The 25871-nt window shown below is 71.4% G+C and carries 21 protein-coding genes, 1 tRNA gene and 1 pseudogene; 11 read left to right on the top strand and 12 right to left on the bottom strand.

What is annotated here, in order from left to right; translation table 11 throughout:
* Positions 1–356: 356 nt before the first annotated feature.
* From ACWC5O_RS14525 to ACWC5O_RS14510, 4 genes are read right to left on the bottom strand one after another with little or no spacing between them, the layout of a single operon-like run.
* Positions 357–1415, bottom strand: a complete 1059-nt coding sequence (locus ACWC5O_RS14525) for an NAD(P)H-dependent flavin oxidoreductase (RefSeq protein ID WP_450587357.1) — start codon at positions 1413–1415, stop codon at positions 357–359.
* Positions 1415–2179: a CoA-transferase subunit beta gene (locus tag ACWC5O_RS14520; RefSeq protein WP_450587358.1), complete on the bottom strand. Its 765-nt coding sequence runs from the start codon at positions 2177–2179 to the stop codon at positions 1415–1417. Before ACWC5O_RS14520 ends, ACWC5O_RS14525 begins: the two co-directional genes overlap by 1 nt.
* Complete coding sequence (locus tag ACWC5O_RS14515) at positions 2176–3027, bottom strand: CoA transferase subunit A (protein WP_450587360.1); 852 nt, start codon at positions 3025–3027, stop codon at positions 2176–2178. Before ACWC5O_RS14515 ends, ACWC5O_RS14520 begins: the two co-directional genes overlap by 4 nt.
* Positions 3028–3771 (bottom strand): enoyl-CoA hydratase family protein, encoded by a 744-nt coding sequence (locus ACWC5O_RS14510; protein ID WP_450587362.1) that lies wholly within the window; start codon positions 3769–3771, stop codon positions 3028–3030.
* Between the two features lie 100 nt (positions 3772–3871).
* Between ACWC5O_RS14510 and ACWC5O_RS14505 the strand changes: the two genes are divergently transcribed.
* Together ACWC5O_RS14505 and ACWC5O_RS14500 are read left to right on the top strand one after the other, a co-directional pair.
* Entirely contained in the window at positions 3872–4663 is a 792-nt protein-coding gene (locus ACWC5O_RS14505) for an SDR family oxidoreductase (protein WP_450587363.1), read from the top strand.
* Entirely contained in the window at positions 4660–5571 is a 912-nt protein-coding gene (locus tag ACWC5O_RS14500) for an SDR family oxidoreductase (RefSeq protein ID WP_450587365.1), read from the top strand. The genes ACWC5O_RS14505 and ACWC5O_RS14500 overlap by 4 nt, the downstream gene beginning before the upstream one ends.
* Before the next feature lie 115 nt (positions 5572–5686).
* Here ACWC5O_RS14500 and ACWC5O_RS14495 read toward each other — a convergent pair whose 3' ends face one another.
* Positions 5687–6562, bottom strand: coding sequence for a hypothetical protein (locus tag ACWC5O_RS14495; protein ID WP_450587366.1), 876 nt, complete (start codon positions 6560–6562; stop codon positions 5687–5689).
* A gap of 115 nt (positions 6563–6677) precedes the next feature.
* Positions 6678–8435: a glycoside hydrolase family 35 protein gene (locus ACWC5O_RS14490; RefSeq protein ID WP_450587367.1), complete on the bottom strand. Its 1758-nt coding sequence runs from the start codon at positions 8433–8435 to the stop codon at positions 6678–6680.
* Between the two features lie 98 nt (positions 8436–8533).
* Here ACWC5O_RS14490 and ACWC5O_RS14485 point away from each other — a divergent pair, with 98 nt between their 5' ends.
* The 6 genes and pseudogenes from ACWC5O_RS14485 to ACWC5O_RS14460 form a co-directional block, all read left to right on the top strand.
* The gene (locus ACWC5O_RS14485) at positions 8534–9412 is read left to right on the top strand and encodes a helix-turn-helix domain-containing protein (protein ID WP_450587368.1); all 879 of its coding nucleotides are present in this window, start codon (positions 8534–8536) and stop codon (positions 9410–9412) included.
* Positions 9413–9468: 56 nt separating this feature from the next.
* The gene (locus ACWC5O_RS14480; protein ID WP_450587370.1) at positions 9469–9810 is read left to right on the top strand and encodes a chorismate mutase; all 342 of its coding nucleotides are present in this window, start codon (positions 9469–9471) and stop codon (positions 9808–9810) included.
* 103 nt (positions 9811–9913) lie between these two features.
* Entirely contained in the window at positions 9914–12394 is a 2481-nt protein-coding gene (gene pepN / locus ACWC5O_RS14475; RefSeq protein WP_450587371.1) for an aminopeptidase N, read from the top strand.
* A gap of 753 nt (positions 12395–13147) precedes the next feature.
* Positions 13148–14506, top strand: coding sequence for a pyridoxal phosphate-dependent decarboxylase family protein (locus ACWC5O_RS14470; RefSeq protein WP_450587372.1), 1359 nt, complete (start codon positions 13148–13150; stop codon positions 14504–14506).
* Positions 14503–15915: a lysine N(6)-hydroxylase/L-ornithine N(5)-oxygenase family protein gene (locus ACWC5O_RS14465; protein WP_450587374.1), complete on the top strand. Its 1413-nt coding sequence runs from the start codon at positions 14503–14505 to the stop codon at positions 15913–15915. The genes ACWC5O_RS14470 and ACWC5O_RS14465 overlap by 4 nt, the downstream gene beginning before the upstream one ends.
* Positions 15916–16097: 182 nt before the next feature.
* Positions 16098–16217: pseudogene (locus ACWC5O_RS14460) on the top strand (transposase); the annotation flags it as partial.
* 7 nt (positions 16218–16224) lie between these two features.
* On the opposite strand, the gene ACWC5O_RS14455 reads toward ACWC5O_RS14460, so the two are convergent.
* Positions 16225–18030, bottom strand: a complete 1806-nt coding sequence (locus ACWC5O_RS14455) for a bifunctional metallophosphatase/5'-nucleotidase (RefSeq protein ID WP_450587376.1) — start codon at positions 18028–18030, stop codon at positions 16225–16227.
* A 149-nt stretch (positions 18031–18179) separates the two neighbouring features.
* On the opposite strand from ACWC5O_RS14455, the gene ACWC5O_RS14450 reads away from it, so the two are divergent.
* Positions 18180–18875, top strand: a complete 696-nt coding sequence (locus tag ACWC5O_RS14450) for an SIMPL domain-containing protein (protein WP_450587377.1) — start codon at positions 18180–18182, stop codon at positions 18873–18875.
* Between the two features lie 154 nt (positions 18876–19029).
* Positions 19030–20466, top strand: a complete 1437-nt coding sequence (gene pyk / locus ACWC5O_RS14445) for a pyruvate kinase (protein ID WP_450587378.1) — start codon at positions 19030–19032, stop codon at positions 20464–20466.
* Positions 20467–20552: 86 nt separating this feature from the next.
* Here the strand turns inward: pyk and ACWC5O_RS14440 are convergent.
* A tRNA-Leu gene (locus ACWC5O_RS14440) sits at positions 20553–20627 on the bottom strand.
* Between the two features lie 100 nt (positions 20628–20727).
* Between ACWC5O_RS14440 and ACWC5O_RS14435 the strand changes: the two genes are divergently transcribed.
* Positions 20728–21384, top strand: coding sequence for an ANTAR domain-containing response regulator (locus ACWC5O_RS14435; RefSeq protein WP_450587380.1), 657 nt, complete (start codon positions 20728–20730; stop codon positions 21382–21384).
* A 69-nt stretch (positions 21385–21453) separates the two neighbouring features.
* Here ACWC5O_RS14435 and ACWC5O_RS14430 read toward each other — a convergent pair whose 3' ends face one another.
* The 4 genes from ACWC5O_RS14430 to ACWC5O_RS14415 are packed head-to-tail and all read right to left on the bottom strand — an operon-like array spanning position 21454 to position 25845.
* Positions 21454–22170 (bottom strand): ABC transporter ATP-binding protein, encoded by a 717-nt coding sequence (locus tag ACWC5O_RS14430; RefSeq protein ID WP_393466651.1) that lies wholly within the window; start codon positions 22168–22170, stop codon positions 21454–21456.
* Positions 22167–23078 (bottom strand): ABC transporter ATP-binding protein, encoded by a 912-nt coding sequence (locus ACWC5O_RS14425; RefSeq protein ID WP_145875068.1) that lies wholly within the window; start codon positions 23076–23078, stop codon positions 22167–22169. Before ACWC5O_RS14425 ends, ACWC5O_RS14430 begins: the two co-directional genes overlap by 4 nt.
* A 5-nt stretch (positions 23079–23083) precedes the next feature.
* Entirely contained in the window at positions 23084–24907 is a 1824-nt protein-coding gene (locus ACWC5O_RS14420) for a branched-chain amino acid ABC transporter permease (protein ID WP_450587383.1), read from the bottom strand.
* A 5-nt stretch (positions 24908–24912) separates the two neighbouring features.
* Entirely contained in the window at positions 24913–25845 is a 933-nt protein-coding gene (locus tag ACWC5O_RS14415; protein WP_145875065.1) for a branched-chain amino acid ABC transporter permease, read from the bottom strand.
* Positions 25846–25871: the final 26 nt, after the last annotated feature.

Here is a 25871-nt window from a genome sequence, read left to right as displayed (position 1 = left end):
GTCAGGCGAACGTGACGGTCATCGAACGCGTGTGACCGGAGTGACGACAAGGGCAGCCGCCCACTTCGGTGGACGGAGTCCGGCGCAGGCTCGCGAAGTCTGGGAGGCCCCCTGGGGCCGAGCAGTGCGAGGGGGCCGTTGGGGATGGTGTCGATGTGCGAGGGGGGCGGTCAGGCGAACGTGACGGTCATCGAACGCGTGTGACCGGAGTGACGACAAGGGCAGCCGCCCACTTCGGTGGACGGAGTCCGGCGCAGGCTCGCGAAGCCTGGGAAGCCCCCTGGGGCCGAGCAGTGCGAGGGGGCCGTTGGGGATGGTGTCGATGTGCGAGGGGGGCGGTCAGGCGAACGTGACGGTCATCGAACGCCTCTGAGTCCCTCCAGTCCCGTCAGCACCTCCTCCGCCTCCTTCACGATCCGCTCCACCAGTTCCGCGCACGACGGCAGGTCGTCGATCACCCCGGCGACCTGCCCGGACGCCATCACCCCGAGGTCCGTCCGGCCGTCCACCATCGCCGACTTCAGCAGCATCGGCGTGTTCGCGGCCAGCAGCACCTGACTCCAGGACAGCTCCTTGCCGTGCTTGAGGGCCAGGCCGTCCCGGACCAACTGCCGCCAGGTGAGCCCCGACAGCCGCCGGAAGCCCGAGGCCCGCCGCACCGCGTGCGCCAGGGCCCGTATGCGGCCGGACCGCTCCAGCGTGTCGACCAGGTCCGTGCGCAGCATCCGGTGCGGCAGCCCGTCCACCGCCCGGGTGACCGTCACATCCCGGACCGTCGCCGCCAGATACCGCGCCTTCACCGCGTCCGGCACCGTCGAGTCCGAGGTGAGCAGGAACCGCGTGCCCATGGCCACCCCGGCCGCCCCGTAGGCCAGCGCCGCGACCAGGCCCCGCCCGTCGAAGAAGCCGCCCGCCGCCACGACCGGTATCCGCACCGCGTCCACCACCTGCGGCAGCAGCACGGTCGTCGCCACCTCGCCGGTGTGCCCGCCGCCCTCGCCGCCCTGCACGATCACCGCGTCCGCACCCCACGCGGCCACCTTCTCGGCGTGCCGCCGCGCCCCGACGGACGGGATGACCACCACACCGGCCTCCTTGAGCCGGATGATCAGCTCGGGGGAGGGGGCCAGGGCGAAGGAGGCCACCCGGACGTCCTCGTCCAGCATGATCTGCACCCGGTCGGCCGCATCGGCCGCGTCCGCCCGCAGGTTCACCCCGAACGGCGCCCCGGTCCGCGACCGGACCTCCCGTATCGCCGCCCGCAGCTGGTCGACGGTCATCGTCGCGGAGGCCAGGATGCCGAGCGCCCCCGCGTTCGCCGCCGCCGAGACCAGCCGGGGGCCGGCCACCCAGCCCATCCCGGTCTGCACGATCGGATGCCGGACCCCGACCAGCCGGGTCAGCGCGGTCTCCATCACCCCCTCGCCCCCTCGGGCACCTCACGCGCGCGGGCCCCCGCCGGATCCAGCACCTCACGGATCAGCCGCAGCTCCTCCTCGCCGGGGTCCCGGGTGTACGGCACCTCGTCGGGCACGGCGAGCGTGAAGCCCGTCGCCTCCCGCACCTGCTCCACGCTCACCCCCGGATGCAGCGAGGCCAGCCGCATGGAGCGGTCGGGGGTGGCGAAGTCGAAGACGCCGAGGTCGGAGACGACCCGGGGGATGCGGTGGAAGCGGGCCGTGCTCCCCAGCTCCGCCGCCCGGTCGTACCCCACCCCGCACACCATGTCCGCCCGCTCCACGAACACCCGCCCGGAGTGCCTCGGGATCCAGTAACTCGTGGGATTGTTCAGCGTGTTGAGCGGTGCGCCGCGCACCCCGAGCAGCTGCCGCCGGGGCCGGGTCCAGTCGCCGATGCAGGAGATGTTCTGGTTGCCGTACCGGTCGATCTGGCTCGCACCCATCATCACGTGCCGGCGTCCGCCCGCCACCAGCGCCAGATGCTGCCGGTAGGGCAGCCAGCCCTCGGGCGTGCCGTCCGGGCGCACCAGCAGCGCCTCCCCGTCGGTGAGCAGCAGGTCCGGCGCGAAGGTGAGCCGGGCCAGCCGCGCGCCCAGCGACGGGATCAGGCCCATCGGACTGGCCAGGATCTCCCCGCCGCCCCGCCAGGCCTCGGCGCAGGCGATCACGCAGTACTCGGCGCGGGTGGGCGGGGGAAGAGGGGCGCAGGTGACCTTCATCCTTCCCGCTCCTTCCGCCACTCCCGCACCGCCGACCGGTACGTCTCCTCGTCCCCGGACAGGAACCGCTCGGCGAACTCCGGCCAGGGCGTGGACGCGTACTCCCGCTGGTACTCCTCGTCCCGGTCGTAGTCCGGCGCGCAGGAGGTGAAGTGTGCGCCGTTCGGTGCCTCGACCACACCCGTCACCGCGAGCCGCTTGAGAAGCAGCGACTGCGGGGCCGCCTCCTTCGTCAACTCGGCCGTGTCGACGATCCGTTCGCAGGAGACGTAGGCCGCGTCCGCCGCCTCGCAGAACAGGTCGTCGAAGTACGGGTCCGGCCCCAGGTACTGCCCGTTGCCCAGCCGGTCGGCGCGGTTGACGTGCACCAGGGCCGCGTCCATCCGCAAGGCGGGCATCGCCACGAACGTCTCCCCGTCCTCGTACGGCGAAGTGACCGTCCTCAGATCCGGGTTGACCCGCATGACGTCCGAGCCGAGGCCCGCCCGCACCGGCAGGAACGGCAGCCGGCCGGCTGCCGCGCGCAGCCCCCACATGAACATCCCCTCGTCGACCTCCGTCAGCTCGAAGTCCCCGCGCTCCCGGGCCGCCCGGTAGTGCGGTTCGAGCGGGATGGAGTCGAGGGTGACGAAGGCCGTGACCAGCTTGCGGATCCGGCCGGCCGCGGCCAGCATGCCGATGTCCGGGCCGCCGTACGAGATGACCGTGAGGTCCCCGATCCCGGCTCTCAGCAGGGCCCTGACCAGCGCCATCGGCTTGCGCCGTGAACCCCAGCCGCCGATGCCCAGGGTCATCCCGCTGGACAGCCGGGAGACCACCTCGTCGGCGGTCATCGTCTTGTCGCCCACCTAAGCACCCTCCTTCCCGAACGTGTCGCGGACCCGGTCGGCCAGTCCGCTGAGGTTGGCCTCGAACGTGAAGCCCTGTTCGAAGCGGTAACTGCGCCGCACGTCGACGGGATCGATCCCGTTGATGGCGGCCTTGGCCATGCGCAGCAGCCGTCCGTCCTTGGCGGCGATCTCGCGGGCCAGCTCCAGCGCCGCCGCCCGCAGCTGCGCCCGGGGCACCACCCGCCACACCGAGCCGTGCGCGTGCAGCTCGGCGGCGCTCGCCGTGCGCGCGGTGAAGTACAGCGCGCGCATCAGATGCTGCGGGACCAGCCGGGCCAGATGCGTGGCGGCACCAAGCGCGCCCCGGTCCAGCTCCGGCAGTCCGAAGGAGGCGTCGTCGCTCGCCACGATCGCGTCCGCGTTCCCCACCAGGCCTATCCCGCCGCCCAGACAGAACCCGTGCACCGCCGCTATCACGGGTGTCTCGCACTCGTACACCGCCGAGAAGGCCTCCGCGCAGCCCTGGTTGGCGCCGATCAGCGCCTCCTGGCCCTGTGCCTGTATCTCCTTGATGTCCACGCCCGCGTTGAAACCGCGCCCCTCGGCGGCCAGTACCACGCACCGCACCTCGGGGTCACGGCCCGCCGCGCGCACGGCCTCGGCCAGGGCGAACCAGCCGCGCACCGGCAGCGCGTTCACCGGCGGGAAGTCGACGGTGACTACGGAAATCCCCTTTTCCGGGACCGACATGGAGACACCCATGGACGCATCAGCTACCTTCGCACTCAACGCCTTTCCACCAAACATTTGTTAGGTGTGAGGCTTCGAAGCTAGCAGTCGGCGAAGACGAGCGGGAGAGCCTGTGGAAAACTCCGCGGCAGGGCCTGTGGACAACTCGCTGCGCGGCAGGACCGTCGTCGTCACCGGCGGCACCCGGGGCGTCGGGGCGGGCATCGCGCAGGCCTTCGCCCTGGCCGGCGCCCAGGTGCTGGCCTGCGCCCGGCGTCCGCCCGAACAGTCCCTCGACGGTGTGGAGTTCGCGCCCCTCGACCTGCGTGACCCGCCCGCCGTCCGTGCCTTCTTCGCCGCGCTGCCCCGGCTCGACGTCCTCGTCAACAACGCGGGCGGCACCCCGTACCGGCGGCTGGCCGACGCGGATGCCGAGCGGCACGCCCGGGTCATCGAGCTGAACCTCGTCACGCCGCTGACCGCCTCCCTCGCCGCCTACGACCAGCTCCGGCGCACCCGAGGCTCGGTCGTCATGGTCGGCAGCGTGAGCGGGGGCCGGCCCTCGCCCGGCTCGGCGGCCTACGGCGCGGCCAAGGCGGGCCTGGCGAACCTGGCCGCGTCGATGGCCGTGGAATGGGCGCCGGAGGTCCGGGTCAACACGCTGGTCGTCGGCATGGTCCGCACCGAGCAGTCCCATCTGCACTACGGCGGCCCGGACGGCCTCGCCGCGGTCTCCCGCACCGTCCCGCTCGGCCGGCTGGCCACCGCGTCGGACGTCGGCGCGGCCGCCGTCTTCCTCGCCTCCGACGCGGCCGCCTACATCAGCGGGGCGAGTCTGCTGGTGCACGGGGGCGGGGAGCGGCCCGCCTTCCTGGACGCCGCGACCGCCGACAAGGAAGACCGCCGACAAGGAGGCCTGGGATGAGCGGAATCTGCGCAGGGCGAGTCGTCGTCGTCACCGGAGCCGGACGGGGGCTCGGCCGCGCCCACGCCCTCGCCTTCGCCGCCGAGGGCGCCCGGGTCGTCGTCAACGACCTGGGCGTCGGGCTGGACGGGGTGCCCGGACCCGACAGCCCGGCGGCGGCCGTCGTCGCCGAGATCCGGGAGGCGGGCGGCGAGGCGGTCGCGCACGGCGGCGACATCGCGACCACGGAGGGGGCCGCCGCCCTGATCCGGACCGCCGTCGAGACGTACGGCCGCCTCGACACCCTCGTCAACAACGCCGGCTTCCTGCGCGACCGCATGCTCGTCAACCTCGACGAGGAGGACTGGGACGCAGTGATCCGCGTCCACCTCAAGGGGCACTTCCTCCCCCTCAAACACGCCGCCGCGCACTGGCGCACCGAGGCCAAGGCCGGCCGCACCCCGGTCGCCCGGATCGTCAACACCGGCAGCGGGGCCGGGCTGCTGGGCTCGGTCGGGCAGGGGAACTACAGCGCCGCCAAGGCCGGGATCATCGGCCTGACCCTCGTCGCGGCGGCCGAACTGGCCCGCTACGGCGTCCAGGCCAACGCCATCGCCCCGGCGGCCCGCACCCGCATGACGGAACGTACCTTCGCCGAGACCATGGCTGCCCCGGCCGCCGGCTTCGACGCCATGGCCCCCGAGAACGTCTCCCCACTGGTCGTCTGGCTCGGCTCCGCCGCGTGCGCCGGGGTGACCGGCCGGGTGTTCGAGGCGGAGGGCGGCCGGATCACCGTCATGGAGGGCTGGCGCCCGGGCCCCGGCACGGACAAGGGGGCGCGCTGGACGCCGGCCGAGGCGGGGGAGGCTGCGTCGAAGCTGCTGGCGGAGGCGGAGGTGCCGGGGGCGGTGTACGGGGCTCAGGGGTAGGGGAGGCCGAGAAGCGCGAGTGCGACCCGGGCCCTCGCTTGTCAGCCGACCGCGTCGGGTGGGTGGCGGGGAAAACGGGGGTCTGGAGGCGAAGCCCCCAGCGAGGCGCCGTGACCTAGGTGTCGCACTCCAGCACCGTCTTGCACAACCCGCACCGCGCCCGTACCCGCCCCCGGACCGGCACCCTGATCTGCTGGTGGCAGGTGGGGCAGGGGAAGGAGACGCGGAGGTGGCCGGCGGGGTCGGGGCTGAAGGCGTAGGGCGCTCCGGGCGGGGCGCCGTGGCGCCGGTCGTGGGCGTAGCGGCGGCGGCCGGCCCAGCCGGCCCCGGTCAGCGGCGGCTGCTGCTCGTCCCGCCGGGCCCGCTGCATGCCCTTGGCGTAGGCCGTGTACGCCTGCGGGCTGGTGAACCACACGGAGGGATCCTCGCCGAACAGCCGGGCCCGTTTGGCGAGAACGTAACCGAACTCCTCGGGGGTGAGGTAGCCGAGCTTCTGGGAGGAGGCACCGTCCTCGCGGTAGGCGTCCAGCAGCAGCCACCCCGCGCCCAGGTAGGTCGCCGCCGTGTCCGTGAGGATCTCGTTCTCCGCCGTGGTGGGGAAGGCGAGGTCGAGGCGGTGCAGGTAGACGTGGGTCACCTCGTGGGCGAGGGCCGCGCCGATGTCCCTGCGGTGGGTGCGGAAGCGGTCGTTCAGCTCGACGAAGTACTCGGGGCCCGCCGCCAGTTCGACGTTGGCCGCGTGGGTCATCTCCCGGAAGCCGACGATCATCCGGGCATCGGGCAGCCGGAAGTGCCGTACGATCTCGCGGGCCACGCGCTGCGCGCCCAGATGCAGGTCGTCCGTGTCGCTGAAGGCCACGTCGGCGGGGGCCACGCTGGTCGAGAAGGTCTGCACGGTGTCGTACGACAGCCGCTTGTACAGTGCAGTGATCGCGGCCCGCACCGTCTCCAGGTGCGGGTAGCCGTGCTCGACCGGTCCGCCGTTCGCCACGTCCGACCCCCAAAGGCGCCCAGAACTGCCTTCCACTCTATGCGGGCGTGAGCCGATTCTCGCCGGTGGGCGGCCTGACCGCCCTCGAACAGGCCGCGGCCGCCGGACGAGGGGCTCAGACCGGCAGCAGCCGCGGTGCGCACGGACCCGACCCCGCCTCCTGCAGCTCCAGCACCCATACCTCGTTCTCGCCCTCCCGCAGCACCGGCCCGGGGACGTACAGGGACCGCTGCGGTCCCACGGACCAGTAGCGGCCCAGGCCGAAGCCGTTGATCCAGACGAAACCCCGCGTCCAGCCGGGCAGTTCGAGCCGGGCGTCACCGGCCCCGCGGACCGTGACGGTGCCCCGGTACAGCCCCGGGGCGCCGTCCCCGGACACCGTGCCGAAGGGCACCGCCTCCAGGCCGTCGTCGAAGGCGTCCAGATCGAGCCCGCGCGCGCGTACCCCGTGCAGATACTGCCGCTCGTGCAGGACGCCCCCGGTGATGCCCTTGGCCTCGCCGGAGCGCGGCCCGTAGTTCACCCTCCCCAAGGACTCCACCCACAGCTCCACACGCGCGGGGCCCGCGACGGGTTCCTTCAGCCGGGGTTCCTCCTCGGTGAGCACCCCGGCCCGCTCGCCGTCGACGTACACCACCGCGAGATCCCTGAGCCCGCGTACCGTCAGCGGGTACGGCTGCCGCGGTCCCGGCACGCTCACCTCGTAGCGCACCAGGCCCCGGGCGACGCCCAGCTCGTCGAAGGACGGTGGTACGGGGGTGACGGTCTCCTCGCCGCCGAGTGCCTCCAGGACGTCACTCATGGGTGCCCATCCGGTGAGTGCCACCTTCGTCGGAGAAGCCAACCGAGCAGGCGGGGGCGGTAGTTCGGGCAGGGGATCGGGGTGGTACTCGGCGAGCGCCTCGCGGAGGCACCAGAACTTCTCCGTGGGGCGCCCGTACTCGTCGACCGGTGCGTCGTAGTCGTACGAGGTCACGTCCGGCTCCAGCGGGCCCTCGTGCAGCTCGCCGCCGCCCCGGTTGGCGCCCGCCCAACCCCCGAAACTCGTGCCGCCGTGCGCCATGTACAGGTTCACCGAGGCACCGCACTCCAGGATCTCCCGCAGGGCCTCGGCCGCCTCCCCGGGGTCCCGCACGACGTGTGCGCCGCCCCAGTGGTCGAACCAGCCGCACCAGAACTCCATGCACATCAGCGGGCCCTCGGGGCGGTGGCGGCGCAGCGTCTCGAAGGCCACGCGCGCGTGGGATCCGAAGTTCACCGTGGCGAGCACACCGGGCAGTGAGCCGCCGGTGAGCATGTGGTCCTCGGGGCCGTCGGAGGTGAACAGCGGGACCGTGACGCCCTCGACCCGCAGCAGTTCGGCGAGCTGTTCGAGGTAGTCGGCGTCCGAGCCGTAACTGCCGTACTCGTTCTCGACCTGCACCATGATCACCGGGCCGCGGCGGTCGATCTGCCGGGGCACGATCTCGTGCAGCAGATGGCGGAACCAGTTCCGCACGTGGAACAGGAAGCGCTCGTCACGGGTACGCGCGCGGGTACCCGGCTCGCCCGTCACCCAGTGCGGAAGCCCGCCGTTCTCCCACTCGGCGCAGATGTACGGACCCGGCCGCACGATCGCCCACAGGCCGGCCTCGCGGACCGCGTCCAGGAACCGGCCGACCGCCTGCACGTCCCGGAAGCGTCCCGGGCCCGGCTGGTGCAGGTTCCACGGGACGTACGTCTCCACGCAGTTCAGGCCCATCGCCCGCAGCATCTCCAGCCGGTGCCGCCACTGCGCCTCGTGCACCCGGAAGTAGTGCAGGGCCCCGGACAGCAGCCGTACCGGCCGCCCGTCCAGCAGGAAGTCGGACTCCCCCACCGTGAACTCGCTCATGCACCCCAGCCTCGGCCCTGGCGGCGACCGACGCCATGGACGAAGATCGGCGCTGCTTGGACAAAAGTCCGCCGTCGCCGACGCCGGGAGGAGCGCCGATGTACCAGACCTGGATGCGGTTCTTCAGCCCCGGCCCCGCCCACCACCGCCTCGGCCTGGTCTGCCTCGGTGTCGGCCTCCAGTACGGCACACTGCCCACGGTCGGCCCCCGCACCCTCGACCACCACGTGGCCGTCGTGATCAGCACGGGCGGCGGCTGGTACCAGGGTGCCGACGGCCGCCGTACGACCGTCACCGCGCCCGCGCTGCTGTGGCTCACCCCCGGAGTGCCGCACCACTACGGGCCCGACCCGGACACCGGCTGGGACGAAGGCTTCGTCGACTTCGCCGGGCCCGCCACCGCGACCTACACCGAACTCGGCTACATCGAGCCCGACCGGCCCGTCGTCCCGCTCTCGGACGCCACCGGCCCCCGCGCGGTCGTCGCCCGCATCGCCCGCGCCGCCCGCCGCGGCAACCCCCTGCTGGAGGTCGAGACCGGCGCCGCCGTCCACGAACTCCTCGTCGCCCTGCGCCGCGCCCGCGCCGACCTCGCCCCCGACGGCGACCAGGTGCTGCAGGCCCTGGCCCGCGACGCCTGCAGGCCGATGAACGTCGCCGACCACGCCGCCCGGCACGGCATGACCCCCGCCGAGCTGCGCAGCGCCGTCCGCCGCGCCGCCGGATGCAGCCCCAAGGACTACCTCCTCGGCATCCGTCTGGGCCGCGCCAAGGAACTCCTCGCCGCCACCGAGCTGCCCGTCGCGGCCGTGGCCCGCCGCGTCGGCTACGACGACCCCGCCTACTTCTCCCGCCTGTTCTCCCGCCGGGTCGGCATCGCCCCCGTCCGCTTCCGCGCCCAGCAGGGCCGCAGCGTCCCCGGCGGCTGGAGCGACCGGATCCCGGATCCGGACGATCCTCCGACGATCGGCGGCTGATCGCATGCTGATCAGCCGGTGAACGGGAGTCGCCGCGCCCCTTAGGGTTGACGTCCATGACCATCAGGAACACCGGTAGTGGTGACGTCGACCCCGCGGTCCGCCAGGAGCTGGAGCGGCTGCGCGAGAGCATCGACAACATCGACGCGGCCGTCGTCCACATGCTCGCCGAGCGCTTCAAGTGCACCCAGCAGGTCGGCCGGCTCAAGGCGGTGCACCAGCTGCCGCCCGCCGACCCGGCCCGTGAAGCCCGGCAGATCGAGCGGCTGCGCAGCCTCGCCGAGGACGCCAGGCTCGATCCGGCGTTCGCGGAGAAGTTCCTGAACTTCATCATCGCCGAGGTGATCCGGCACCACGAGTCCATCGCCGAGGACACCGCGAACGGGCAGCCCGCCTGATCCCCGCCACGGGGCACACGGGGCAGGGGGCTCGGGACCGGACATATGCCGTGTACCGATCCACCCCTGTGCGCTGTCGACGGCATCAGGCAGCATGGCGTGCATGTCCGTCATCACGCGCGACGAAGCGCAGCTCCGAGCACAGTTCCTCGACGTCCACCGCTACTCGATCGAGCTCGACCTCACCACGGGGGACGAGACCTTCGACTCCCGTACCGTGATCAGGTTCAGCGCGCGGACCGACGGGGACACGTTCGTCGAGCTGAAGCCCGTCGAGCTGCGCGCCGTCACGCTGGACGGACAGCCCCTCGACCCGGAGTCCTTCCAGGACGAACGGCTGCCGCTGAAGAACCTCACCGCCGGCGAGCACGAGCTGCGGGTCGACGCGGTCATGCGCTACTCCCGCACCGGCGAGGGCATGCACCGCTTCACGGACCCCACCGACGGCGAGACGTACGTCTACACCCAGCTGTTCCTGGACGACGTCCAGGGGGTCTTCGCCGCCTTCGACCAGCCCGACCTGAAGGCCGTCTTCGAGCTCACCGTCACCGCGCCCGACGGGTGGAACGTCCTCGCCAACGGCATCACCGAGCACCTCGGCGAGGGCCGCTGGCGGGCCGCCCCGACCCCGCTGATCTCCACCTACCTCGTCGCCGTCGCAGCCGGCCCCTGGCACTCGGTGCGTACCGAGCACCGTGGCCTGCCCTTCGGAATCCACTGCCGCCGCTCCCTCGCGCCCCACCTCGAGGCCGACGCCGAGGAGATCTTCGAGGTCACCCGCGCGTGCTTCGACCGCTACCACGAGAAGTTCGAGGAGCCCTACCCCTTCGACTCCTACGACCAGGCGTTCGTCCCCGAGTTCAACGCCGGCGCCATGGAGAACCCCGGCCTGGTCACCTTCCGCGACGAGTTCGTCTTCCGCTCGGCCGTCACCGACACCGAGCGGCAGACCCGCGCCATGGTCATCGCCCACGAGATGGCCCACATGTGGTTCGGCGACCTCGTCACCCTCAAGTGGTGGGACGACATCTGGCTGAACGAGTCCTTCGCCGAGTACATGGGTTACCAGACCACCGCCGAGGCCACCCGCTTCACCGACACCTGGACCGACTTCGGGGTCGCCCGCAAGGCCTGGGGCTACGACGCCGACCAGCGCCCCTCCACCCACCCGGTCGCCCCCGAGGCGGTCGACGACACCGCCGCCGCCCTGCTCAACTTCGACGGCATCTCCTACGCCAAGGGCGCCTCCGCGCTGCGCCAGCTGGTGGCCTGGCTCGGTGAGAAAGACTTCCTCGCCGGCATCAACATCCATTTCAAGCGGCACCGGTTCGCCAACGCCACCCTCGCCGACTTCATCGACTCCCTCGCCGCGGCCACCGAACGCGACGTGCACGCCTGGGCCGACGCCTGGCTGCGCACCACCGGAGTCGACACGCTCACCCCGGCGATCGAGTCCGCCGACGGCACCTGCGCCCTGACCGTCGACCACGCGGGCAGCCGCCCGCACCGCGTCACCGTCGGCCTCTACGACCGAGACCTCGGCGACGAGGGCCGCCTCACCCTGCGCGAGCGCATCGGCCTCGACGTCCCGCAGACCGCCCCGCAGCCCATCGGCAAGCGTCCCGCGCTGCTCCTGCTCAACGACGGCGACCTGACCTACGCCAAGGTCCGCTTCGACGCCGACTCCTTCGAGGTGGTCCGCGCGGGCCTGTCCGGGCTGCCCGAGCCGCTCACCCGCGCGGTGGTGTGGAACGCCCTCAGGGACGCCGTCCGCGACGGCGAACTCCCGCCCCAGGCCTACCTGGAGACGGCCCGCGCCCACCTCCCGCTGGAGACCGACCTCGCCCTCGTCCAGGGCGTCCTCGCCTTCGCCTCCACCCACGTCGCCGACCGCTTCCTGCGCCCCGAGGACCGCCCGGCCGCCCTCGCCACCCTCAGCTCCCTCTGCCGCGACCTGCTGCGCCGCACCGAGGACGGCGACAACCCCGGCCTGCGCCTGGTCGCCGTACGGCACTTCATCGACGTCGCCGCCCACCCCGACACCATCGCCGCCTGGCTCGCCGACGGTACGGTGCCCGGCGGGCCGGAACTCGACCCCGAGCTGCGCTGGCGCATCCTTGGCCGGCTCGCCGTGCTCGGCGCCACCGACGAGGCCGCCATCGCCGCCGAGCTGGAGCGCGACCCGTCCGCCGCCGGCCAGGAGGGCGCCGCCACCTGCCACGCCGCCCTGCCCGACCCCGAGGCCAAGCGTGCGGCCTGGGAGGCGATGTTCGTCACGGACGACCTCTCCAACTACCTGTTCACGGCCACCGCGCGGGGCTTCTGGCAGCCCGAACAGGCCGATCTGGTACGCGAGTACGTGCCGCGCTACTACGAGGACGCGGTGGCCCTCGCCGCCCGCCGCGGCCCCGCCATCGCCGTCGCCGCCGGCCGCTGGGCCTTCCCGCACCACGCCGTCGACGCGGAGAACCTCGCCCTCGGCGAGGCCTGCCTGAACGAGGCCGACCCGGTCGTGGCTCTCCGCCGCAAACTGGTCGACGAACTGGACGACCTGGCCCGGGCGTTGCGGGTGCGGGGCGAGTAGGCCCGAGAGCACACCCCACGGCCGATCCCGACGCCCATCCGTCGGACCGGCCCGTCGGACCGACCCGTCGGCCGGTTCGGCCACGTGCCGAACCGGCCTCACGGCGTACCAGCCACGCGCCGCTTCGGCCACGCGCCGCTTCGGCCACGCGCCGCTTCGGCCACGCGCCGCCGGCCGCGCATCGCAACGGCCGCACGCCGGACCAAGGCCGACGCACGGCCGAGGCCGCGGCCCGCGCCCAGGGCGCCGGCGGGAACCGGCCCACCGCCACCGCGCCTGGCTCGGGATGGTCCCGTACGGCCCGTCCACCAGTCCCGCGACCACGCCGCCCCGCTCCAGCACCAGGAGCACCTTGTCGCCGGGGCTCGCGCCCTCCGGCAGCGAGTAGAACGGGCTCTGCACGTCCCCCGGCCCCGACGGCAGTCCCGTCGCCGGCACGAACCAGTCCTCGCACTCCGCGAACAGCGTCGGCAGTGTCACCTCGTCCGCCAGACCGGGCCCACGCACCACCACCCGCTCACCGGGCACGTCGATCATCCACGCGTCAACCACCCGACCGACGTCAGCCGCAGGTCACCACACTCCAACGCGTTTTCCCCGTACGGCAGTACCCACTTTCGGGTTCCGATCGTTGGGCTTTCCGGACGCGTGGGACTCTTCCCGTACAAACTGGAAGACGCCGTACAGAGGCCCCTGCACCAGCCGGAAGCCCCCATGGTCACCCTCATGTCCCCGCGCCCCGGAGGAGAGCCCATGAGCATGCCGCCCCTCGCCTCAGGACCCGACGGCCCCGGAGCCCTGCGGCCGCTCCTGGACACCGTCATAGACGCGCTCGCGAGCGGTGCCAGGGCCCGCGGCGGACCGCTGCCGGCCGGCGGGCCCGAGGCCGTCGCCGCACGGATCGCCGACGCCCTCGGGGACGTCCTGCCCGACGACGGCGACCCCGACGCGCTGCGCGCCCTCGTGCATGCCCTCGCCGAGGGCGCCGCCGACCCCGCCGACCCGCTGTGCGCGGCCCATCTGCATTGCCCGCCGCTCGCCGTCGCCACCGCCGCCGACCTTGCCGCCGGCGTCCTCAACCCGTCCCTGGACTCCTGGGACCAGGCGCCGGCCGCCTCCGTGCTGGAGGCCGAGCTCACCCGCGCCCTGGCCCAGGAGATCGGCCTCGCCGACGCCCTGGTCACCACCGGCGGCACCGAGTCCAACCAGCTCGCCCTGCTGCTCGCCCGCGAGGCCCGCGGCGGCAGCGTCCAGCTGGTCTGCGGCGCCAACGCCCACCACTCGCTGCCCCGTGCCGCCTGGCTGCTCGGCCTGCCCGAGCCGGTCGTCGTCCCCGCCCCGGGCGGCATCCTCGACCCGGCCGCCCTCGACGCGGCGCTGACCGCGCTCTCCGGCCCGCTGCTGGTCGCCGCCACCGCGGGCACCACCGACGCCGGGCTCATCGACCCGCTGCCCGAGATCGCCGGCCTGTGCACCGCCCACGGTGCCCGCCTGCACATCGACGCCGCCTACGGCGGCGGCCTCGCCTTCAGCGACCGGCACCGGGACAAGCTCGCCGGACTCGAAGCCGCCCACACGGTCACCCTGGACCTGCACAAACTCGGCTGGCAGCCGGCCGCCGCAGGCCTCCTCGCGGTGGCCCGGCCCCGCGACCTCGCCGCCCTGCACCAGCGCGCCGACTACCTGAACGCCGACGACGACACCGAGGCCGGACTCCCCGATCTGCTCGGCCGCTCCCTGCGCACCACCCGCCGCCCGGACATCCTCAAGATCGCCGTCACCCTGAAGACGCTGGGCCGCAGCGGACTCGGCGCCCTGGTCGACCAGGTCTGCGCCCGCGCACGCGAGTTCGCCGCGCTGGTCCAGGGCCACTCCGGCTTCGAGCTGTACGACCGGCCCGTCATCAGCACGGTCCTGTTCCGGCCCGCCGACGCGGACGACGACACCGTCGCCGCCGTACGCCGCAGGCTGCTGCACGAGGGCCGGGCCGTCCTCGGCCGCGCCCGGCTCGACGACCGCCTCTGGCTCAAGGCCACCTTCCTGAACCCTCACACCCGGCCGGACGAACTGGCCCAGCTGCTCAAACTCGTAGAAGGAACGACCCCCAGATGACCATCCCCCCACGCCACGAGCCCGAGTCCCCCCGCGACCTGGTCGGCATCGGCATCGGCCCCTGCAACCTCTCCCTCGCCGCCCTCGCCCACCCGCTCGCCGAACTCGACGCCGTCTTCTACGAACTGCGCCCCGCCTTCGCCTGGCACCCCGGCCTCCTCATCGAGGGCGCCACCATCCAGGTGCCGTTCCTCGCCGACCTGGTGACCCTCGCCGATCCCACCAGCCCCTGGAGCTTCCTCAACTACCTCAGGACCCGCGAGCGGCTCTTCCCCTTCTACTTCGCCGAGCGCTTCCAGATCCAGCGTGCCGAGTACGACGCCTACTGCCGCTGGGTCTCCGAGAATCTCCCCGGGCTGCGCTTCTGCCACCAGGTCGACACCGTCCGCTGGAATCCCGAACGCGATGTGTTCGAGGTCGACTTCACCCAGCTCGACGCCGACGGCGAGCCCCGGGCTCTGGGCCGCACCTACACCCGTAACGTCGTCCTGGGCGTCGGCACCGCCCCCTACGTGCCCGCCCCCCTCCAGTCCCTCGTCGAGGCGCCCGGCGTCCCGGTCGTCCACGCCGCCGACTACCTCGACCACCGCGCGGCCGTGCTCGCCGCCGAGCACGTCACCGTCGTCGGCTCCGGACAGTCCGGTGCCGAGGTCTTCCTCGACCTGCTGCGCCACCGCCCCGCCGGACGCGAGAAGCTGCACTGGATCGGCCAGAGCGAGGCGTTCGCGCCGATGGAGTACTCCAAGCTCGGTCTGGAGCACTTCACCCCCGACTACACCCGCTACTTCCACGCCCTTGCCGAACCGGTCCGCGACCGGCTGGTCGCCGGCCAGTGGCAGCTGCACAAGGGCATCGACGCCGGCACCCTCGCCGACATCCACGACGAGCTGTACCGGCGCACCCTGGACGGAGGCTGGCCCGATGCCGTCCTCACTCCCGGGGTCCGCGTCCGCACCGCCGGCCGTGTCGCCACCGCCAAGGTCGAACTCCACCTGGAGCACCTCCAGCAGGGCAGCCGTTCCCGGCTCGCCACGGACGCCGTCGTCCTCGCCACCGGCTACCGCGAGCGTCCACTGGGCCGCGTCCTCGCCGGACTCGACCCCTACATGCGCCGCGACAGCAGCGAACGCCCGCGTATCGAGGAGGAGTTCCGGCTGGTCCTCGACCCCTCGGTCACGGGGGCGGTGTACGTCCAGAACGCCGGACTCCACGCCCACGGCGTCGGCACCCCCGACCTCGGGCTCGCCGCCTGGCGCAGCGCCACCATCCTCAACTCCCTCACCGGGAAGGAGCCGTACCCGCTGCCCACCCGAACGGCCTTCACCACGTACGGACTGGAGGAGCCGCAGTCCCGGGTGCCGCAGACCAGGCAGGCGACGCGGCTGACCCCGCTGGTGGACGAAAGGTAGGCACGGAGGCTGGTGACGGCAGGTCTCGGCTGAGAGATCCTGAAACGGCGCCCTCTGGCTCGGTGTGGATCGCGACATCTACGCCGGACGACAGAAGGGCCCTCGTGCCCCACCGCTACCGGGCGTCCGGCGAGGCCGGCATGGCCGACCACTCCAGCCGTCCCCGCACCAGCCCGCGCCGCACAGACCACGCCGGCCACAAAGAGCAGGGCAGCATGATCCGCCGCTACATCATCCGGTGGAGCGAGCACGCAGCCGACGAACGCCTCCGCGAGGTGGTGAACAGGGCGCACGTTGCCTGATGCGGCACTAGAAGACGGGCGTGCCGTCCCGCGTGAGCTTCCAGTCCACGGACGCGAAGTCCTTCGGGTCCAGGACGCCCTTCGCGGTGACCCACTCCGCGATCCGGGTGCGGATCTCCGTCGACTCCGACCACAGCTCCTTGGCCGACGCGACGTGCGGGAAGGCACCGCCGCCGTTGGCGCGGTAGTTGTTCACCGCGAACACGAACTGCTGGGCGTCGTCCAGCGCGGCACCGTTGAAGGTGAGGTTCTTGATCCGCGAACCGGCCGGCTGCGCGATGTCGATGTCGTAGGACAGGCCCGAGACGTAGTCGTAGTTGTAGTCGGGACGGCCGCCCTCGTTGGTCAGCTTCTCCACGTCGACGGCGGCGTCGGCGGCCGTCTGCACGTAGTACGCCGCCGAGTACTCCAGGTACGCCCGCACCTGCGCGCCCGTCAGCAGCTTGGCGACCAGCGTGTTGTCGTACACGTACAGGCTCGACAGGTCCCGGATGGTCACGTCGCCGGCCGGGATCTCGGAGGTGCGGGAGAACGGCGAGGCCTGCGCGATGACCGGCAGCGAGGCGTACTCGGTGCCCGCCAGCGCGGCCTTGACCACGTCCTCCTGGACCTTGGTGATCAGGTCGATGATCGGGGCGTCCTTGTAGCGGGCCTCGACCGTCGTCAGGGTCGCGGTCGCGCTGCCGACGACCTGGTTGACGTACGTGACGACCTTCGCGTGCTCGTCGCTGAGCAGCTTGGTGATCTTCGGGTCGTCGGCGACCGAGTTGGAGTTGAGCACCTTCGAGGAGACGGACTCGACAGTCCACCGGCCCTTGTCGAAGACCAGCTCGATGTCGAACACGGACAGCCGCTCCGCGTAGGCCAGCGGCTCGGACAGCACGACCGTCTTCCCGGTCCTGTCGTTGGTGACCTTCAGCTCCGGGATCTCCACGTGCGCGTGTCCGACGAGGATCGCGTCGATGTCCGGGACCTGCTTGGCCACGTTGGCGGCCGCGTTCTCGACGTACGGCAGCTGGTCACCGTAGGACGAGGTACCGGAGGACCCGGAGTGCGCCGAGACCACGACGACGTCGGCGCCCAGCGCCTTCAGCTTCGGCACCCACTTCGCGGCCTGCTCCTCCAGGCCCGGGAACGCCAGCTTGCCCTGCACGTACGCCTTGTCCCAGATCGCGATGCCGGGGTTGGTCAGACCGAGCACGGCGACCTTGACCGGACGGGCGCCGGGCACGTGGAACGTCTTGACGAAGTAGGGCGGGAAGGCGGGCCGCAGTGTCTTCGCGTCGACCGCGTTGGCGCCGAGCAGCGGGAAGTCCAGCTGGTCCTCGAACTTGCGCAGGGTCTCGATGCCGTAGTTGAACTCGTGGTTGCCGAGCGCCGCGGCGTCGTACCCGATCGCGTTCATCGCCTGCGCCATCGGGTGCACCGGACCGCCCTTGGCGGTGATCGGGTCGACCTTGGCGTAGTAGTACGCCAGCGGGGTGCCCTGGATCGTGTCGCCGGCGTCCAGCAGCAGGGTGTTGCAGTGCCCCTTCTCCGCGCGGATCTGGTCGACCAGCGTCGAGATCCGGGCCAGGCCCTGGGCGTTGCCCGCCTTGTCGGTGTACTCCGCGTTCTTGAAGTAGTCCCAGTTGAAGACGTGGCCGTGCAGGTCGGTGGTGCCCATGACGGTGAGCGAGTGGCGCTTCACGTGCTTCCCGGGCGTCTGCTGCTCGGCCGCCTCGGCCGCCGGAGCCGCCGCCGCACCGGCGATCGCGACTCCCGCACCCGTCGCGGCGGACTTCTTCAGGAACTTCCGGCGGTTCAACGGCATCTCTCGGTCTCCTCGGCGAATGGTCAACAACGCGCGTAGATTCTGACCTGGGCATGACGGACGGCAACAGGTCCAAGAGGTTGCGATCTGGTGACCTCATGCGTGAACTCCGGCCGCCGAAGCGGGAGGTGCGTGACAGAGTGGGACGTATGACCTCTCCGTCGACCGTCCCGTACGGCACCCCCGACGCCCCCCTCCTCGTGGTCCGCGGCGAGGCCGAACTCGACGTCGAGCCCGAGATCGCCCGCATCGGCGTGACCGTGACCGCCCGCGGCCGCGACCGGCGCTCCACCCTGGACGACCTCACCCGGCGCAACGCCGCCGTCCTGGACCTCGTGAAGTCCTACGGGGACGCGGTGGAGGAACTGTCCACCGGCGCCTTCTCCATCACCCCGGAGCTGACCGAGCGCGGCCGGGGCGAGCGGGTGCGCAGCTACCAGGGCCGGGTGCACCTCGGTGCCGAGTTCTCGGACTTCACCGTCCTCGGTGAACTGACCACCCGCCTCGCCGACTTGGAGCTGACCCGGGTCGACGGCCCCTGGTGGTCCCTGCGTCCCGGCTCGCCGGTGCACGCCGAGGCCCGGCGGCGGGCGGTCGGCGAGGCGCTCCAGCGGGCCCGGGAGTACGCCGAGGCCCTCGGCACCTCGATCGCCGCTCTGGTCGAACTGGCCGACACCGGCGCCGAGCGGCCGCGGCCCGGCGGGGCCGCCTTCGGGCGGGGTGTTCGCCGCGCGGGCATGGCCGAAGCGGCCGAGCCCGCCGAACCCCTCGATCTGGAACCCTCGCGACTGCGTGTCACCGCCCAGGTCAGCGCCCAATTCACACTGGTGCCGCCGCGGCTGTGAATTCCGGACACGGAGAAGCTGTGACCGAAAAGAATCGCTCATAGGAGCGGGCTGCTGCGCAATTCAACACTTGTCAATAGCCCTTTACTCAAAGGTTGTTGAGTGGTCATGTAGGCCGGATTCTCTACCGGCGGGTAAGGCCTAGGCTCGAATCATGCGCCGAGCAAAGATCGTCTGTACCCTGGGTCCCGCCACCGACTCGTACGACCAGATCAAGGCACTGGTCGAGGCCGGAATGGACGTCGCCCGCTTCAACCTCAGCCACGGCGGCCATGCCGAACACGAGGAGCGTTACCGGCACGTACGGAAGGCGGCCGACGAAACCGGTCGCAGCGTCGGAATCCTCGCCGACCTTCAAGGTCCGAAGATCCGGCTCGGGCGCTTCGGTGAAGGACCCGTACTCCTTGAACGCGGCGACTCCTTCACCATCACCGTGGAGGAGGGCGTCGAGGGCGACCGCCACGCCTGCGGCACCACCTACGCCGGCCTCGCCGCCGATGTCACCCCGGGTGAGCGCGTCCTCGTGGACGACGGAAAGGTCTGCCTGGAGGTCACCGCCGTCGACGGCCCCCGGGTCCACACCCGGGTGATCGAGGGCGGCGTCGTCTCCGACCACAAGGGCCTGAACCTTCCCGGCGTCGCCGTCTCCGTGCCCGCCCTCTCCAAGAAGGACGAGGACGACCTGCGCTGGGCGCTGCGCACCGGCTTCGACGTCATCGCCCTCTCCTTCGTCCGCAGCGGCAAGGACGCCGCGGACGTCCACCGCATCATGGACGAGGAGGGCCGCCGCCTCCCGGTGATCGCCAAGGTGGAGAAGCCGCAGGCGGTCGACAGCATCGACGACATCGTCGCCGCCTTCGACGGCATCATGGTCGCGCGCGGCGACCTGGGCGTGGAGATGCCGCTGGAGCAGGTCCCGATCGTGCAGAAGCGCGCCATCAAGCTCGCCAAGCGCAACGCCAAGCCGGTCATCGTGGCCACCCAGATGCTGGACTCGATGATCGACAACGCCCGCCCGACCCGCGCCGAGGCCTCGGACGTGGCCAACGCGGTCATCGACGGCACGGACGCGGTGATGCTGTCCGGCGAGACCAGCGTCGGCAAGTACCCGATCGAGACCGTGCGGACGATGGCGAAGATCGTCGAGGCCGCCGAGGAGGACCTGCTCGCCAAGGGCCTGCCACCGCTGACCGAGCGGAACAAGCCCCGCACCCAGGGCGGTGCCGTCGCCCGGGCCGCGGCCGAGATGGGCGACTTCCTCGGGGCGAAGTTCCTGGTGGCGTTCACCCAGTCGGGAGACACGGCCCGCCGGCTGTCCCGCTACCGCTCGCCCATCCCGCTGCTGGCCTTCACCCCGGAGCCGGCCACCCGCTCCCAGCTCAGCCTCACCTGGGGCGTGGAGACCTTCCTCGGCCCGCACGTCGACTCCACGGACGCCATGGTCGACCAGGTGGACGAACTGCTCCTGAGGTACGGCCGCTGCCGGAAGGGTGACGTCGTGGTCATCACGGCGGGTTCCCCGCCCGGTGTCTCCGGCTCGACCAACATGGTCCGGGTGCACCACATCGGCGAGGACGACAGTCCCAAATAGCGGACCAGGGATGGACCGGGGCATGGAAAAGGGCCCCTCACCGAGAGGGGCCCGCCAATTCAGTGACCTTGGAATCCAAGGAAAAGTGCCCCGGGTCGGACTCGAACCGACACTGTACGGGTTTTGAATCCGTTGCCTGCTGCCAATTGGGCTACCGGGGCTCGCAGAATCCAAGGTTTCCCCCGACCCTCCGCGCGTCCACCATACCGTAGCTAGGTAGGCTCTTGTCAGCAGTACCCCTGCCCTGAACGAGGAGCCCCCGTGACCGCCGAGTCGCCCCAGCCCGTAGACGTGCCCGACGACGACAAGTCGCACGTGCCTCCGCTGACGACCCGTGTCGTCATCGCCGAGGACGAGGCGCTGATCCGGCTCGACCTGAAAGAGATGCTGGAGGAGGAGGGGTACACCGTCGTCGGCGAGGCCGGGGACGGGGAGCAGGCCGTGGAGCTGGCCCGCGAGCACCGGCCGGACCTGGTGATCCTCGATGTGAAGATGCCCAAGCTGGACGGCATCTCCGCGGCCGAGAAGATCGCCGAGGAGTCCATCGCCCCGGTCCTCATGCTCACCGCGTTCTCCCAGCGCGACCTCGTCGAGCGCGCCCGGGACGCCGGTGCCATGGCCTACCTGGTGAAGCCGTTCAGCAAGAGCGACGTCGTACCGGCCATCGAGATGGCCGTCTCCCGCTTCACCGAGCTGAAGCAGCTGGAGCAGGAGGTCGCGGACCTCACCCTGCGCCTGGAGACCCGCAAGCTGGTCGACCGTGCCAAGTCCATCCTGCAGACCGAGTACGGGCTGACCGAGCCCGCCGCCTTCCGCTGGATCCAGAAGACCTCCATGGACCGCCGGATGTCGATGCAGCAGGTCGCCGAGGCGGTCATCGCGGACAACGAGGAGAAGAAGGCCGCGAAGAAGGCCTGACGCCGCACTTGAACGAAGAGGCCCGCGCCCCGGAGAAGGGGGCGCGGGCCTCTTCGTCAGCCCCGGCGGTCAGTCCTCGCCGAGGTACGCCTTGCGGACCGACTCGTCGTGCAGCAGGTCCTGGCCCGTGCCGGACAGGACGATGTTGCCGACCTCCATGACATGGCCCTGGTCGGCGAGCGAGAGCGCCGCCTGGGCGTTCTGCTCGACCAGCAGGATTGTCGTGCCCTGGGACTTCAGCTCGGCGATCGTCGCCATGATCTTCTGCATCATGATCGGCGACAGACCCATGGACGGCTCGTCCAGCATCAGCAGCTTCGGCTGGGACATCAGGGCGCGGCCCATCGCCAGCATCTGCTGCTCACCGCCGGAGAGGGTGCCGGCGGCCTGCTTCCTGCGCTCCCCGAGGATGGGGAAGAGGTCGTAGGCGCGCTGGATGTCCTTCTCGATGCCCGGCTTGTCGCTCCGCAGGAACGCACCGAGACGCAGATTGTCCTCGATGGTCATGCGGGGGAAGATGTGCCGCCCCTCGGGGGAGTGGGCGAGCCCCAGCGAGACCACCTGGTGGGCCGGGATCTTCTTCAGCGACTTGCCGTTGAACCTGATCTGCCCGCCGACCGGCTTGAGCAGGCCGGAGAGCGTGCGCAGGGTGGTGGTCTTGCCGGCGCCGTTGGTGCCGATGAGGGTGACCACCTGGCCGGCGTCGACCTTGAAGGAGATGCCCTTGACGGCCTCGATCTTGCCGTAGGCGACCCGCAGGTCCTCTACTTCGAGCAGTGCGGTCATCGGTCGTTCTCCTTGCCGGGCGCGGCGTCCGTCGTGGCCTCGGCGTGCGCCTCGGCCGCCTCGACCTCGGCGACCTCCTCGTCGCCGGGAGCGTTCTCGAAGGGTTCGCCGAGGTACGCGGCGACGACCCGCTCGTCGCCCTGCACGGTCGCGCTGTCGCCCTCGACCAGCTTCTGGCCCTGCACCAGGACGGCGACGCGGTCGCAGAGGTTGAAGATGAAGCGCATGTCGTGCTCGATGACGAGCACGGCGATGCCCTTGTCCCGGATGGCGAAGACCAGTTCCTCGGTGGCCCGGGTCTCCTGCGGGTTCATACCGGCGGTCGGCTCGTCCAGGAGCAGCAGGCCGGGCTCGCTGGCCAGCGCCCGGGCGATCTCCAGCTTGCGCTGCTCGCCGTAGGGGAGGTTGCGGGCGAGGTGCTCGGCCTTCGCCTCCAGGCCCACGAACTCCAGGAGTTCCATGGCACGGGCGCGGGAGGCCGCCTCGGCCTTGTGGAAGCCGGGGCCGCGCAGCAGCGCGGACCACAGGCCCTCCTTGGTGCGGGTGTGGCGGCCGACCAGCACGTTCTCCAGGACCGTCATGTTGGCGAACAGACGGATGTTCTGGAAGGTGCGGGCGATGCCCGCCGCCGTGACCTTGAAGGACTTCGGCGGCAGGACCTGGCCCTTGTAGCGGACCTCGCCCTCGGTGGGGACGTACAGGCCGGTGAGGCAGTTGAAGAACGTGGTCTTGCCGGCGCCGTTGGGGCCGATCAGACCGACGATCTCGCCGCTGTTGACGGTGAAGTCGACATTGCGTACGGCCGTCAGACCGCCGAAGCGCATGGTCACGCCGCGGGCGTCGAGCACGACCTCGCCGGGTGCGGAAGCGCCGGGTGCGGCGTCCTGGGTGGTGGTGTCGGTGGTCATGGTGGTCACGCCCCTGCCTTGCTGAGGACGGCGGGCGCTTCTGCCTCTTCGTGGAATTCGAGCTGGCGGCGCCGGTTGGGGATGAGGCCCTCGGGGCGGAAGCGCATCAGGATTACGAGCGCGACGCCGAAGGCGAAGAGCTGGTAGTCGCCCAGGAACTGGAGCTTGGCCGGGATCAGGTACAGCAGCGCGGCACCGACCAGCGGACCGGAGATGGTGCCCATGCCGCCGAGGACCACCGCGGCCAGCAGGAAGGCCGAGTTGGGCGGCACGACATGCGCGAACTGGTACTGCTCAGGGGTCACCGTGTACGTGACGTGGGCCTGGACGGAGCCGGCGAGGCCGGCCATGCAGGCGCCCAGGGCGAACGCGATGAGCTTGACCCGGAAGCCGTTGATGCCCATGGCGAGCGCGGCGGTCTCGTCCTCGCGGATGGCGATCCAGGCGCGGCCGATGCGGGAGTCGCTGCTGCGCCGGAACACCACGACCACGATGAGCGTGATGAGCAGCATCAGCAGGAAGTAGTTCGCGAACCGGCCGACGGTGGCGCCGAGGAACTGGTGCTCCTGGCCGAAGTCGAAGCCGAGGATGTTCAGGTTCGGGATCGAGGAGATGCCGTTGGAGCCGTTGGTGACGTCCGGGCCCGAGGTGCCGTCCATGTTGAGGACGGTGATGCGGAAGATCTCACCGAAGCCGAGCGTCACGATGGCGAGGTAGTCGCCGCGCAGGCGCAGGGTCGGGGCACCGATCAGCACACCGAAGACCATCGCGACGGCCGCGCCGCACAGCGCCGAGGCCCAGAACGGCCAGCTGACGTGCAGCGGCGAGGACGGCGAACCGGAGACCAGAGCCGCGGTGTAGGCGCCGACACCGAGGAAGGCGACGTAACCGAGGTCGAGGAGGCCGGCGAGGCCGACGACGATGTTCAGGCCGAGCGCGACGGTGGCGAAGATCAGGATGTAGACGCCGATCGTCGCGTACTGGTCGTCGGACTGGGTGAACGGAAAGGCGGCCGCGGCGGCGAAGGCACCGGTCATGGTGATGTTGCGGTGGCGCGCGGTGATCGCCGAGACCCGGGCCACGATCCCGGCCTTGGCGAGGGCGCCGAAGCCGAAGCCGGCGGTGATGAGGAAGCCGATGAACAGCTGGTCGTACTCGGTGCCGATGCCGTAGGTGAAGACGATCAGACCGACCGCCATCGCCGCGATGATGACGAGGATCTCGGCGTAGGCGGGCAGCTTGACGGCCGGCGCCGGGGGCTTGGCTGCGAAGGCCGCCTTGAAGTTGTTCCAGTTCTGCCGGGACTGGTGGCGGAACCGCTCCAGGCCGCTGTCGTCCGGGTCGGCGAGGTCCGGGGCCGGGCGCTCGAACGGCAGGGCCAGCGCGCCGACCAGGGCCGCCAGTGTGGCGACGGCCACGATGAAGCCGCCGGCCTCCAGGTTCACCAGGCCGCCCAGCTTGGCGCTGATGGCGATGACCGTGTACCAGGCGGTGGCGAAGGCGCCGAGCGCGGACATCTTCAGCGCGCTGTCGGCGCTGCCCGGAGTCAGCCACTTCAGGCCCTTGACGCCGTAGGAGGCGAGACCGAAGACGGTGGTGAGGATGCCGCCGATCAGGACGAGGACCTGAAGGCCGCCCGGGTAGCCGTAGACGGTGAGGTCGCCGGGGAACGCGGCGGTCCAGGTCCAGGCGAGGAAGGTGGAGAGGATCGTCAGGGCGCCGCCGCCGGTGGCGAGGGCCCGGCCGAGCGGGGCGGGCAGGCCGATCAGGCCGGACGGGGCGGCCGCGGGAGCGCTCGGGGTCTCGGATGCGGTGGTCTGTGTGGTCATCGGTGTCACGCCCTGTCCGCGACGCGTTCGCCGAGCAGACCCTGGGGCCTGAACAGCAGAACGAGGATGAGGAGTACGAACGCCCAGACGTCTGCCCAGGACTGGCTGCCGAACTTGTCCATGCCGGGGATGTCGGCGATGTAGGCGGTGGAAAGGGCCTCGGCGACGCCGAGGACGAGGCCGCCGAGCATGGCACCGTAGATGTTGCCGATACCGCCGAGGACGGCCGCCGTGAAGGCCTTCAGGCCGAGGATGAAGCCCATGCGGAAGTCGATCTGGCCGTACTTGAGGCCGTAGGCCACGGATCCGACGGCGGCGAAGGTGGCACCGAGGGCGAACGCGACCACGATGATGCGGTCGGTGTTGATGCCCATCAGCTTCGCGGTGTCCGGGTCCTGGGCGGTGGCCTGCATGCCGCGCCCGGTACGGGTGCGCATCACGAAGTAGGCGAGGAACGCCATGCTGAGCGGCGCCGCGCAGACCAGGAAGATGTCACCGGTCTGGATCGTGACGTTGCCGATCTCGAAGGGGCCGCCCGGGATGCTCGGGAAGGTGCGGGCGGACTTGGCGCCCGGGTACCAGGCCCACACCGCCTGCTGGAGGGCGAGGGAGAGACCGATGGCGGTGATGAGGGGAGCGAGGCGGGGTGCGCTGCGCAGAGGGCGGTAGGCGAACCGTTCCGCTCCGACGGCGACCGTGACGGCGACGAGGATGGCGCCGATGAGCATCAGCGGCAGGGCCACCCACATCGAGGTGCCGTCGGGAAGGATGTAGGCGTAGACCGTGAGCGCGCCGAACGCACCGGTCATGAATATCTCGCCGTGGGCGAAGTTGATGAGCTGGACGATGCCATAGACCATCGTGTAGCCGATGGCGACCAGCCCGTACATGGATCCAAGTAGCAGGCCGTTGACCAGCTGCTGCGGCAGTTCGTTCACCGCATGTCCTCCGAGCGTTCGGAAAG

This window comes from Streptomyces sp. NPDC001450, assembly GCF_053597295.1.
Note: the sequence above shows the minus strand (reverse complement) of the source record. Positions and strands in the feature narration are given on the sequence as shown.